The organism is Rhodococcus sp. PD04, from assembly GCF_035918275.1.
Lineage (GTDB): Bacteria > Actinomycetota > Actinomycetes > Mycobacteriales > Mycobacteriaceae > Rhodococcus > Rhodococcus rhodochrous.
Genome location: NZ_CP142143.1, coordinates 2,391,118 through 2,403,187, shown reverse-complemented (window position 1 = coordinate 2,403,187; position 12,070 = coordinate 2,391,118). Strand labels below are relative to the sequence as shown.

General features: G+C 69.5%; 10 protein-coding genes. 6 read left to right on the top strand and 4 right to left on the bottom strand.

All coding sequences use genetic code 11. The features are described from left to right. Positions 1-38: 38 nt before the first annotated feature. Complete coding sequence (locus U9J23_RS11115; protein WP_059381398.1) at positions 39-380, bottom strand: hypothetical protein; 342 nt, start codon at positions 378-380, stop codon at positions 39-41. Positions 381-403: 23 nt separating this feature from the next. Here U9J23_RS11115 and U9J23_RS11110 point away from each other — a divergent pair, with 23 nt between their 5' ends. Further along, positions 404-1,369: a quinone oxidoreductase family protein gene (locus U9J23_RS11110; RefSeq protein WP_272266607.1), complete on the top strand. Its 966-nt coding sequence runs from the start codon at positions 404-406 to the stop codon at positions 1,367-1,369. A gap of 64 nt (positions 1,370-1,433) precedes the next feature. Here U9J23_RS11110 and U9J23_RS11105 read toward each other — a convergent pair whose 3' ends face one another. After that, positions 1,434-2,411 carry a heme o synthase gene (locus U9J23_RS11105; RefSeq protein ID WP_059381396.1) on the bottom strand — a complete coding sequence of 326 codons (978 nt, stop codon included), beginning with the start codon at positions 2,409-2,411 and terminating at the stop codon, positions 1,434-1,436. 212 nt (positions 2,412-2,623) lie between these two features. Here U9J23_RS11105 and tkt point away from each other — a divergent pair, with 212 nt between their 5' ends. Genes tkt through pgl form a run of 5 tightly spaced genes read left to right on the top strand, consistent with a single transcriptional unit; the run spans position 2,624 to position 9,076 of the window. Next, positions 2,624-4,726: a transketolase gene (gene tkt, locus U9J23_RS11100; RefSeq protein WP_085468299.1), complete on the top strand. Its 2,103-nt coding sequence runs from the start codon at positions 2,624-2,626 to the stop codon at positions 4,724-4,726. Positions 4,727-4,730: 4 nt separating this feature from the next. Then, positions 4,731-5,876, top strand: coding sequence for a transaldolase (gene tal / locus U9J23_RS11095; RefSeq protein WP_059381395.1), 1,146 nt, complete (start codon positions 4,731-4,733; stop codon positions 5,874-5,876). Positions 5,877-5,878: 2 nt separating this feature from the next. After that, positions 5,879-7,420 carry a glucose-6-phosphate dehydrogenase gene (gene zwf, locus U9J23_RS11090; protein ID WP_085468125.1) on the top strand — a complete coding sequence of 514 codons (1,542 nt, stop codon included), beginning with the start codon at positions 5,879-5,881 and terminating at the stop codon, positions 7,418-7,420. Further along, positions 7,417-8,325 (top strand): glucose-6-phosphate dehydrogenase assembly protein OpcA, encoded by a 909-nt coding sequence (gene opcA, locus U9J23_RS11085; RefSeq protein WP_315899290.1) that lies wholly within the window; start codon positions 7,417-7,419, stop codon positions 8,323-8,325. The genes zwf and opcA overlap by 4 nt, the downstream gene beginning before the upstream one ends. Beyond that, positions 8,318-9,076, top strand: a complete 759-nt coding sequence (pgl, locus tag U9J23_RS11080; RefSeq protein ID WP_085468123.1) for a 6-phosphogluconolactonase — start codon at positions 8,318-8,320, stop codon at positions 9,074-9,076. The genes opcA and pgl overlap by 8 nt, the downstream gene beginning before the upstream one ends. Before the next feature lie 373 nt (positions 9,077-9,449). Here the strand turns inward: pgl and U9J23_RS11075 are convergent, their stop codons facing one another. Both U9J23_RS11075 and U9J23_RS11070 read right to left on the bottom strand, forming a co-directional pair. Continuing rightward, positions 9,450-11,219 carry a GMC family oxidoreductase N-terminal domain-containing protein gene (locus tag U9J23_RS11075; RefSeq protein ID WP_272266599.1) on the bottom strand — a complete coding sequence of 590 codons (1,770 nt, stop codon included), beginning with the start codon at positions 11,217-11,219 and terminating at the stop codon, positions 9,450-9,452. Beyond that, entirely contained in the window at positions 11,220-11,900 is a 681-nt protein-coding gene (locus U9J23_RS11070) for a hypothetical protein (RefSeq protein WP_226949811.1), read from the bottom strand. Between the last annotated feature and the right edge of the window lie 170 nt (positions 11,901-12,070).

Genomic DNA, 12,070 nt, shown 5'->3' with positions numbered 1-12,070 from the left:
GGAAGGGGCCGCGTGCCGTCGTACGGGTATCGGGCCTGTCAGCGCTCGTTGCGGGCCTTCGGGAACTTCGTCTGGCGTGCCACCCAGCCGGCCATCTTCGCCCAGTGACCCTTCTGCGGGGTGGCGATGCTGGTGACCTCGCGGTCCCACTCGGAGACGGTGACGTCGGGGATCTCCTCGACGATGGCGCGCGCCGTCGGGAGGTCCTTCGCGACGCGATCGCCGAGGGTGCCGTCGGCGGCGACCACGGTGATCCGGACGCCCGACAGACCGATCGGCTGCAGCACGGCCTTCCCGGAACCTCCGTGCTCGGCGACGAAGCTGCGGATGGACGAGACGATGTCGGCCGGTGCGGCCACGACCTGTGTTTCGACGCTCATGTCTGCAGAATACTGTGAGCGCTATGCACGCAATCGAAGTGGCACAGCACGGAGGCCCCGACGTCCTCGTCCCCGTCGAACGACCCGACCCCTCGCCCGGACCGGGTGAGCTGCTGGTCCGCACCGACGCGATCGGCGTCAACTTCATCGACACCTACTTCCGCACCGGCCTGTACGGCACGGAACTGCCGTACATCCCGGGCTCGGAGGGCACGGGCACGGTCGTCGCCGTCGGCGAGGGGGTCCGGGACACTGCGGTCGGCGACCGGGTGTCGTGGTGCGAGGCACCCGGCTCGTACGCCGAACTGGTCCGCGTCCGCGAACAGGTCGCCGTACCGGTCCCGGACTCGGTGCCGGCGGAGCAGGCCGCCTCGGTCCTCCTCCAGGGCACGACGGCGCACTACCTGCTCGAGTCCGTCTACCCCGCGCAGCCCGGTGAGACGGTGCTCGTCCACGCCGGTGCAGGTGGCGTGGGGCTGATCCTGACGCAGCTCGCCGTCGCGAAGGGCGTGCGGGTGATCACCACCGTGTCCTCCGACGAGAAGGAGGCGCTGTCGCGGGAGGCCGGCGCCGCGGAGGTGCTCCGCTACAGCGACGACCTCGCCGAGAAGGTGCGCGAGCTCACCGGCGGCGAGGGGGTGGCCGCGGCCTACGACGGTGTCGGTGCCGCAACCTTCGAGGCGTCGCTGGCGTCCGTCCGTGTGCGCGGCACGATCGCGCTGTTCGGTGCCGCGAGCGGACCAGTCCCGCCCTTCGACCTGCAGCGCCTGAACCCGGCAGGTTCGCTGTTCGTCACCCGGCCGACCCTCGTGCACTACACCCGCGACCGCGAGGAGCTGCTGTGGCGTGCGGGCGACGTGCTCGCGGCGCTCGCCGACGGGTCGTTGAAGCTCCGGGTCGGAGCGAGCTATCCCCTCGCCGAGGCCGCCCGCGCCCATGCCGATCTCGAGGGACGCCGGACCACCGGATCGATCGTCCTGATCCCGTGATCTCCCGACCCGATACGGCGAACGCCCCGGCCGACCGGCCGGGGCGTTCGTGGTGAAGCGTGGGTCAGAAGTACGAGCCGATCGTCGGCAGTGCGAGCACGGAGTCGATCGCCAGTCCCAGGCACACCACCGCGAGGTAGTTGTTGGACTGCAGGAACAGCTTGAGCGGTTTGACCGATGCCCCACCGCGCACGCTGTTGTACAGCTGGTGCGCGACGAGCAGGAACCAGGCGCCCGCGAGCAGCGCGACGGCCGCGTAGATCACACCGGCGGCCGGGACGATCACCAGCGTCGCGATCACGGTCGCCCAGGTGTACAGCAGGATCTGCTTCGTGACGTGCTGCTCGGTGGCGATGACCGGGAGCATGGGCACACCCGCGGCCTTGTAGTCCTCCTTGTAGCGCATCGCGAGCGCCCAGGTGTGCGGCGGCGTCCAGAAGAAGATGACCAGGAACAACACGATCGGTTCCCAGCTCAGCGAACCCGTCACCGCGGCCCAGCCCACCATCACGGGCATACAACCGGCAGCCCCGCCCCAGACCACGTTCTGCCAGGTCCGGCGTTTGAGCACCATCGTGTACACGAGCACGTAGAACGCGATCGTCGCCACGACCAGCAGTCCGGCCAGCAGATTCGCGCGCCACCACAACCACGCGAACGACGCGATACCGAGCACCATGCCGAAGACGAAGGCGTTGCGTGTCGGCACCGTCTGCCGAGCGAGCGGACGCAACGCCGTGCGTTTCATCACCTTGTCGATGTCGGCGTCGACGACGCAGTTGAGCGAGTTGGCGCTCGCCGCACCCATCCAACCGCCGAACAGGGTGCTCAGGATGAGCACGATGTCGACCTTGCCGCGGTCTGCGAACAGCATCGCGGGAATGGTCGCGACCAGCAGGAGTTCGATCACCCGCGGCTTGGTCAACGCGATGTAGGCGAGGACGGTGCCGGAGATCCGGCCCCACGCGGTGTCGGGGCGCGGGGCGCTCGGCGCTTCGGGGGCGCCGAAGCCGTGTCCTCCCGGCCGTCGCCCTGCCCGCACACTGTCTCCTTGTCCCACGCGGATCCGCACCTTCGTTTCGCCCGTTCACGGTCGCCCGGTTCCGGACGCTCCTCTACTACGAACGATGGTAGACCGGACCGTTGCCCGGACCGAATCGACCCGTTCGGAGCAGCGCACTAGTCTGAAGTAGCGCGCGGGCCGACTTCCACCCGCCGGGACCCCGTTCACCCATGTCAGGAGACTTCAAGCTCGTGTCGATCACAGACGAGATCCGCACCCTCACCCAGCCTGCGCATCCTGCCGACTGGACCGACCTGGACACCAAGGCCGTCGACACCGCGCGCGTGCTCGCCGCCGACGCCGTGCAGAAGGTCGGAAACGGGCATCCCGGTACCGCGATGAGCCTCGCTCCCCTCGCGTACACCCTCTACCAGCGTGTGATGCGCCACGATCCGACCGACCCCGAGTGGGTGGGCCGCGACCGCTTCGTGCTCTCGTGCGGGCATTCGAGCCTGACGCTGTACACCCAGCTGTACCTGTCCGGCTACGGACTCGAGCTCGCCGACCTCGAGGCGCTGCGCACGTGGGGTTCGCTCACCCCGGGTCATCCCGAGTACGGCCACACCGCCGGCGTCGAGATGACCACCGGCCCGCTGGGTCAGGGTCTCGCCTCCGCCGTGGGCATGGCGATGGCCGCCCGCCGCGAGCGCGGTCTGTTCGATCCCGAGGCGCCCGCCGGCTCGAGCCCGTTCGACCACTACGTCTACGTGATCGCCTCCGACGGCGACATCGAGGAGGGCGTGACCTCCGAGGCGTCCTCGCTCGCCGGTGTCCAGCAGCTCGGCAACCTGATCGTCTTCTACGACGACAACAAGATCTCCATCGAGCACGACACCGCGATCGCTCTCGGTGAGGACGTCGCCAAGCGCTACGAGGCCTACGGCTGGCACGTGCAGACCGTCGAGGGCGGCGAGAACGTCACCGCGCTCCTCGAGGCCGTCGAGGCCGCGAAGGCGGTCACCGACCGTCCGTCCTTCATCTCCGTCCGCACGATCATCGGCTACCCGGCCCCGACGAAGATGAACAGCGGCGACGCGCACGGTGCCGCGCTCGGTGCCGACGAGGTCGCCGAGATCAAGAAGATCCTCGGCTTCGACCCCGAGAAGAACTTCGACGTCGACCCGGCCGTGATCGAGCACGCCCGACAGGTCGTGACGCGCGGCGCCGAGGCCCGTGCCGCATGGCAGGCCGACTTCGACGCGTGGGCCGCCCGCGAGCCGCAGCGCAAGGAGCTCTTCGACCGCCTGCACGCCGGCGAGTTCCCGGAGGGCTGGGTCGACGCACTGCCGACCTACGAGCCCACCGAGAGCGGTCCCGCGACCCGCTCGGCGTCCGGTAAGGCCCTCGCCGCGCTCGGGCCGGTGCTGCCCGAGCTGTGGGGTGGCTCCGCCGACCTCGCCGGCAGCAACAACACGACGATCCCCGGTTCCGACTCCTTCGGACCCGAGGCGATCTCCACGAAGGACTGGAACGCGCAGCCCTACGGACGCACCCTGCACTTCGGTGTCCGCGAGCACGCGATGGGATCGATCCTCAACGGCATCGCTCTGCACGGCCCGACCCGCCCCTACGGCGGCACCTTCCTCGTCTTCTCCGATTACATGCGGCCCGCGGTGCGTCTCGCGGCCCTCATGCAGACCCCGGCGATCTACGTGTGGACGCACGACTCGATCGGTCTCGGTGAGGACGGCCCGACGCACCAGCCGATCGAGCACCTCGCGGCGCTGCGCGCGATCCCGAATCTCGCGGTGATCCGCCCGGCCGATGCCAACGAGACCTCGTTCGCGTGGAAGGCCGCTCTGGAGAACCGCACCGGCCCGACCGCGCTGGCGCTGACCCGTCAGAACGTGCCGGTGCTCGAGGGCACGCGTGAGAGGGCCGCCGAGGGTGTCGCCCGCGGCGCCTACATCCTGGCCGAGGCCTCGTCGGGCACCCCGGAGGTCGTGATCCTCGCGACCGGTTCCGAGGTCCAGCTCGCCGTTGCCGCCCGCGAGACCCTCGAGGCCGACGGTGTTCCCACCCGCGTCGTCTCGGTGCCGGTGCTCGACCGGTTCCTCGAGCAGGACCAGGCCTACCGCGACGAGGTGCTGCCCCCGTCGGTGCGCGCCCGTGTGTCCGTGGAGGCCGGTCTCGCGATGCCGTGGTACCGCCTCATCGGCGACGCCGGTGAGCCGGTCTCGCTCGAGCACTACGGCGCCTCCGCCGACTACAAGACCCTGTACCGCGAGTTCGGCATCACTGCCGAGGCCGTCGTCGACGCCGCGCGTCGCTCGCTGACCCGAGTGAAGGGATGATCCGATGACCCAGCAGACCTCCACGCAGAACGCTGCGCTGGCCGAACTGTCCGCCCAGGGTGTCTCGGTGTGGCTGGACGACCTGTCCCGCGACCTCATCGACTCCGGCAAGCTCGCCGAGCTCGTCGCGACCCGCAGTGTCGTGGGTGTGACGACCAACCCGTCGATCTTCCAGGCCGCCCTGTCGAAGGGCCACGCCTACGACGCGCAGATCCGCGATCTCGCCGCCGCCGGTGCCGACGCCACCGAGGCGATCCGCACCGTCACCACCGACGACGTGCGCGCGGCCTGCGACGTCCTCGCGCCGGTGTTCGAGGCGACGGACGGCCTCGACGGACGGGTGTCGATCGAGGTCGACCCGCGTCTGGCGCACAAGACGGACGACACCGTCCAGCAGGCCCTCGAGCTGTGGCGCATCGTCGACCGCCCGAACCTGTTCATCAAGATCCCGGCGACGGTGGCGGGGCTGCCGGCCATCGCCCGGGTGATCGGTGAGGGTGTCAGCGTCAACGTCACGCTCATTTTCTCGGTCGAGCGCTACGAGCGGGTCATCGAGGCCTACCTCGACGGCCTCACCGCGGCGAAGGCCTCCGGTCACGACCTGTCGAAGATCCGCTCGGTCGCGTCGTTCTTCGTCTCGCGTGTCGACACCGAGATCGATCCGCGCCTCGAGGAGATCGGCACCGATCAGGCGCTGGCGCTGCGCGGCAAGGCCGGTCTCGCCAACGCGCGGCTCGCGTACGGCGCGTACCAGCGCGCGTTCGAGGGCGGAACGCGGTTCGAGCAGCTCGCCGAGGCGGGTGCCGTTCCCCAGCGTGCGTTGTGGGCGTCGACGGGTGTGAAGAACCCCGACTACCCCGACACCCTCTACGTCACCGAGCTCGTCGCGCCGAACACCGTCAACACGATGCCGGAGAAGACCCTCGAGGCCGTCGCCGACCACGGTGAGGTCACGGGCGACACCGTCACCCGCAACATCGCCTCCTCCCAGCAGGTCTTCGACGCGCTGGCATCGGTCGGTGTGGATCTTCCCGACGTCTTCCGCAAGCTCGAGGACGAGGGTGTGGAGAAGTTCGTCGTGGCGTGGAAGGACCTGCTCGCGGCGACGGCGGAACAGCTCGCGGCTCACGCGCCCGGCGCGGAGGGCTGAACGTGCCCGAATCCGGTGCGGCGGAGTGGGTGAACCCGCTCCGGGACAACAGAGATCGCAGACTGCCCCGTATCGCCGGCCCGTGCGCGCTGGTGATCTTCGGCGTGACCGGCGATCTGGCCCGGCGCAAGTTGATGCCCGCCGTCTACGACCTCGCCAACCGCGGCCTCCTGCCGCCCGGATTCGCGCTCGTCGGTTTCGCCCGGAGGGACTGGGCCGACGAGGATTTCGGTCAGGTGGTCCACGACGCGGTGCGTGAGCACTCGCGTACCCCCTTCCGCGAGGAGGTCTGGCAGCGCCTCGCGGAGGGGATCCGCTTCGTGCAGGGCACCTTCGACGACGATGCGGCGTTCGCGGAACTCGCGACGACCCTCGAGAAGCTCGACCGCGAACGCGGTACGGGCGGCAACCACGCGTTCTACCTGTCGGTCCCCCCGGACGCCTTCCCCGTGGTGTGCGGGCAGCTGTCGCGTTCGGGTCTGGCCGCGGAACGCGACGGCTCGTGGAGCCGCGTGGTGATCGAGAAGCCCTTCGGGCACGACCTCGAGAGCGCACGCGAGCTCAATTCCGTTGTCGGTGAGGTGTTCTCCGAGGAATCCGTCTTCCGCATCGATCATTATCTCGGCAAGGAGACGGTCCAGAACATCCTCGCGTTGCGTTTCGCGAACCAGATGTTCGAGCCGGTGTGGAACGCGCACTACGTCGACCACGTGCAGATCACGATGGCCGAGGACATCGGTCTCGGTGGTCGCGCCGGCTACTACGACGGCATCGGCGCGGCGCGCGACGTCATCCAGAACCACCTCCTGCAGCTGCTCGCCTTCACCGCGATGGAGGAGCCGGTGAGCTTCGCGGCGTCGGAGCTGCACGCGGAGAAGATCAAGGTGCTGTCGGCGACCCGGCCGGCGGAGCCGTTCGACGAGACCACCGCGCGCGGCCAGTACGCATCCGGCTGGCAGGGCGGCGAGAAGGTCGTCGGCCTGCTCGAGGAGAAGGGTTTCGCGGCGGATTCGACCACCGAGACGTACGCGGCCATCACCCTCGAGGTCGACACCCGCCGCTGGGCGGGTGTGCCCTTCTACCTGCGCACCGGCAAGCGCCTCGGCCGCCGCGTCACCGAGATCGCGGTGGTCTTCAAGCGGGCCCCGCACCTGCCGTTCGACAAGACCATGACCGAGGAGCTCGGTCAGAACGCACTGGTGATCCGCGTACAACCCGACGAGGGCATCACGATGCGCTTCGGGTCGAAGGTGCCCGGCTCCGAGATGGAGGTCCGGGACGTGAACATGGACTTCAGTTACGGCCAGGCGTTCACGGTCTCCTCCCCCGAGGCCTACGAGCGCCTGATCCTCGACGTGCTCCTCGGCGTCCCGTCGCTGTTCCCGGTGGACGAGGAAGTCGAATTGTCCTGGAAGATCCTCGATCCGGTGCTCGAGCACTGGGCGGCGAACGGGCGACCGGAACCCTACGAGTCCGGCACCTGGGGTCCGCAATCGGCCGACGAGATGCTGCGACGCACCGGCCGGGAATGGAGGCGTCCGTGAGGATCCAGCTGCGCAACACCTCCGCCAACGCCATCAGTCGCAAGCTGGTGGAGCTGCGACGATCGAGCGGAATGGTCACGCAGGGACGTGTCCTCACGTTCATCGTGTGCGCCGGCGACGCGCGGGGCCTCGACGCCGCGATCACCGCCGCCACCGAGGCGTCGAAGGAACATCCCTGCCGCGTCATCGTCGTCGGTCGCGGTCGGCAGGACGGTCCGTCGCGGCTCGACGCGGAGATCCGGGTCGCCGGTGAGGCGGGTGCCTCCGAGGCGTTGATCCTCGCCCTGCACGGCGAACTCGGCGAGCATCAGGAATCGGTCGTGGTGCCGTTCCTGCTGCCGGACACCCCCGTCGTCGCGTGGTGGCCCAACCAGGCCCCCGCGGTGCCGGCCGAGGACCCGGTGGGACGCCTCGCCGTCCGCCGCATCACCGACGTGACCAACTCCGACGACCCGCGTGCCGATCTCGCGACCCGCCTGTCCGGTTACCGCCCGGGCGACACGGATCTGGCCTGGGCCCGCATCACCTACTGGCGGGCCCTGCTGGTCTCGGCGCTCGATCAGCCGCCATACGAGCCGGTGCTCTCGGCGCGCGTGTCCGGGCTGCGGACCGAGCCGGCCGTCGATCTGATCGCGGGGTGGCTCGCGAGCCGCCTCGACTGTCCCGTCGAACGGTCCGTCGGCGAGCTGAGGGTGGAACTGCGCACGGCGTCGCAGACGATCGCCCTGGAACGCCCGCAGGAAGGTCGTGTGGCGACCCTCGAACGCACCCACAAGCCCGATTCGCTGATCAGCCTGGCGCGCCGGAACTCGGCCGAATGCCTCGCCGAGGAACTGCGTCGCCTCGATCCCGACAAAGTCTACGAAGCCGCGTTGTCGGCCTTGCCGAAGGTGGATTATGTCTGACACGGTCCGCACTCCGTCCGAGATCCGGCGTTTCGCCGACGCCGACGAGGTCGCCCGCGCGGCGGCGTCCGCCTTCGTCGATGCCGTCGTCGCCGCGCAGCGCGAGCGGGTGCAGGCCCACGTCGTGCTCACCGGCGGCGGTACCGGTATCGCGATGCTCGAGCACGTCCGTCGTGACCAGGGCGCCATCGACTGGTCGGCGGTGAACGTCTACTTCGGCGACGAGCGTTTCCTGCCGCCCGGCGATCCGGATCGCAACGAGGTGCAGGCCCGTGAGGCTCTACTCGACCACGTGCCGATCGACCCGGCCCGTATCCACACCATGCCGGCGCTCGGCGAGGACGGGTGCAGCACACCGGAGGACTCGGCCCAGCGGTACGCCGAACTCCTCGCGACGCACTCCCCCGACGGCACCGTGCCGGTCTTCGACGTGCACCTGCTCGGCATGGGCGGTGAGGGACACATCAATTCGCTGTTCCCCCACACCGACGCGGTGCGCGAGTCGGAGCGTTTCGTGGTGGGTGTCGACGACTCCCCGAAGCCGCCGCCGGCCCGGGTGACGCTGACGCTGCCCGCCGTGCAGCGGGCGCGGCAGGTCTGGTTGCTGGTCACCGGTGCCGCCAAGGCGGAGGCCGTCGCGGCGGCCGTGGGCGGTGCCGCACCGGAAGACTTCCCGTCCGCGGGCGCCCGCGGCACCGAACGCACCGTGTGGTTCCTCGATCCGGCTGCCGCAGAGCAACTCCCGGCGTAGTAACCGAGCGGAGCGCCGGGAGCCCGACGCCGTGATCGGCGATCCGGCCGTCACGCGCCCGCGCCGTCGAAGTCGGGATCGTCGGCGTCGTCCGTCTCCACACGGCGCCCCTCCGAAGTACCGGCGGTGTCGCCGTCGTCGACACCGGTTCGCACACACCGCATCCGATTCATCGATCGCGGACCTGCCGTCGAGCGCAGTGCGCGCAACGGTGATCGGCCCGGGACACATCGCACCGTTCGTGGGTCCATGCCGGTGAACTCCTCCCGTCGTGGACCGATGTCGTCACGGCCCTCTGTCTCGTTCGACGCGCCGGGACGCCCGACGGTTCCACTCGGGACGAAATCGGCCGGTCCGATCCGGGCTCGAGCGGTCAGATACCCCGTTCGATCACCGCGGCGGTGACGCGGTCGTCGATCGACGACACCGGGTTCTCCCGTGCCACCCAGGGCTCACCGTCGAAGTACTTCGCGAAGATCTTCTCGGCCGTGCGGGTGGCGATCGCCTGCGTCGTCAACGTCGGGTTCGGACCTCCGAGACTGTTGGCGAGCGCCGAGTTGTCGGCGACGAACAGTCTCTTCACCCACCGGGCCTCCGCGTCGGCGTCGAGCACCGAATCCCGGTCGCTCACCCCCATCCGCATGCTCGACTGCGAGTGCAGGATCAGCGGTGGCCAATCGCAGCGATGCACCCTCTTCGCGCCCGCGGCCCTCATCAACTCGACGGCCTTGCGGGTCGCGTGGTCACGATTGCGGCGGGTACGCGCCGAACGCCGACGATGCTGCACGGTCACCCGCGGCGCCAGACCTGCTTCGTCCGGGTACAGGATCGGCGAGAGCGTCACGCGGTTGTCCGGTTCGACGTCGTCGTCCGAGATGACGAGCGCCGCGAGGACCCGGTCGGCGTCGGCCATCGTGTCGAGCAGGTCGCGTCCGACGAGCCTCCCCACGCTGTCGGACCCCGCGGAATCGACGACGCCTCCGGCACGTCCGTACCCGTGGATGCCGGAGTCGCTGAAGTTCAGCGCGTACGCGATCAATGCCGGGGGCAGGCCGACCTGCTCGATCCCGCCGTAGCCGGGCAGATCGACGCGCGCGTTGGAACCCGGGCCGCGCGTCTGCCCGGTGTACTCGTCGAAGACGCCGAAGACCGCGTCCATGTGGTGGTCGGTGAGGCCGCGGCCGACCCAGCCGTTCGGATTCGGCAGCGCCGAGTTCAGCCACAATCGTGGGCTCTCGATGCACCCGGCCGCCAGCACCACCACCGGGGCGGTCGCTTCGTGCTCGTCCTCTCCCGTCGTGAACCGCACGCCGCGCGCCACGGTCTCCCCGTTCACCTCCTCGACGAGGATCTCGGAGACCACTGCATCGGCGATCAGGGTAACGGCACGCCCCTGGGGTGACCACGCGTCCGCGGTGAGCATCATCGGGACGTACGAATTGTCGGTGGAGCGTCTGGCCTTGAGATTCCGCGGTGCCCCCAGCGGCAGGTAACAGCCCTGATAGCAGTGCCCGCACATCGTGCAGCCCCGCGCTTCGGGATGGTGCAGACGCGCACGGTCGCGGGTGCGGCCGGCGGTACCACCGGGTTGGAGGATCGCATTCTGCTGTGCGCGGTGGGCGGCCACGGTGGTGTCGAGCGAGGTCTGGTGTGGCAGACCCATGGCCGCTGCTCCCCGCAGGAACAACTGCTCCTTGACGCCCATCGGGGCAGTCTGCACCGGCAGCGTGGCCTCCACCCACTCGTAGTAGGGACGCAGTTCGTCGTATCCGAAGGGGAACAGGTGCGCCGTGTCGTACATGTCGCGGTCGGCGCCGTCGTATCCGGAGAACACGCCGGGTGCCGCCCGCGGCGAGTTGCCGAAGAAGTGGAGCGTGGTGCCACCGACGCCGGATACCTGCCACACGAACGAATTCTGAGGCAGATCACGGAGCCACGGCGTGCCCGAGCGGTCTCCCGGTCCGTGGCGGAACAGCCCGGTGATCGGATTGTTGATGTCGTCCTCGAGATGGGTCCACTCGTTCTCCGGGTCGGCGAAGCGGGGACCTGCTTCGAGAACGAGCACGTCGAGCCCGCGCGCCGCGAGTTCCTTGGCCACGACGGGTCCGCCACCCCCGGCCCCGATGACGATGACGTCGGTCATCTATCCCTCCACCTGGTCGATTCCGCCGTAGTAGCCCAGGAACTCGTCCCACCCGTCGCTCGGCCCGGCATAGCGGCTCAACTCCCAGCCGACCGGGCGCCCTGTGAGCTCGCGCCGGGTGCGGTCGTACGCGGAGACCTCCGAGAACGCCGCGAAGGCCGCCAACGTGGGAATCGCGTTGACCACGAATTTCAGCACCAGACCTTCGAAACGCTGGTCGGTGTCGAGCCATTCGAAGACCTGTGCCTTCGCGGCATGACTCAGGTTCGCGAACGGTGCTGCGAACGGCCCGCTCACCGAACGCGGGTCGGTGGTGACACCGAAGGTGTTGAGCAGCACCGCGATCGCCGCGGCGCCGGGCAGGTTGCCCGCCTCGGGTCCGAGCAGCGGCATCGGCGAGGCCTGGTCCAGGGTTCGCTCGAGGGATTCCGCGGTACCGGCGGTGACGCCGCCGGGCCGGTCGGTCCACACGCCCTGTTGGTGCGAGTACGGGTCGTTGCCGGGCACGACGAACGCGAGCACCCCGTTGATCGTGTCGCGTACGGGCGGCGTCTCACTCAGCGGACTCGCGTCCGCCTCCCTCGCGAACACCCCTGCGGTGCCGATCAACGCCGCCATCGTCGCGGCTGTCCCGGCGAGAAAACGCCGCCTGTTCCAGTACCCGTGCTGCGGGTCGTCCACGTCGCCCCCTCGTCGTTGCCGTGGTGCAGCGTACGAGATGTCGTGGAACGGTTGCGGAATTTCGTCCGGATCGTCCGGCGGGTCGCACGGACCGGTGGAGCGATACACGGAAATCGGGTAGCTCGCTACCCGTGCCGTTCGTGCCCGGGGCGTGCAGGATTCGAACACGG

Coding starts and splice junctions, on each gene's coding strand:
- pgl (WP_085468123.1), top strand. CDS start 8,318: ATGTCTGACACGGTCCGCACTCCGTCCGAGATCCGGCGTTTCGCCGAC.
- tal (WP_059381395.1), top strand. CDS start 4,731: ATGACCCAGCAGACCTCCACGCAGAACGCTGCGCTGGCCGAACTGTCC.
- U9J23_RS11115 (WP_059381398.1), bottom strand. CDS start 380: ATGAGCGTCGAAACACAGGTCGTGGCCGCACCGGCCGACATCGTCTCG.
- U9J23_RS11110 (WP_272266607.1), top strand. CDS start 404: ATGCACGCAATCGAAGTGGCACAGCACGGAGGCCCCGACGTCCTCGTC.
- U9J23_RS11075 (WP_272266599.1), bottom strand. CDS start 11,219: ATGACCGACGTCATCGTCATCGGGGCCGGGGGTGGCGGACCCGTCGTG.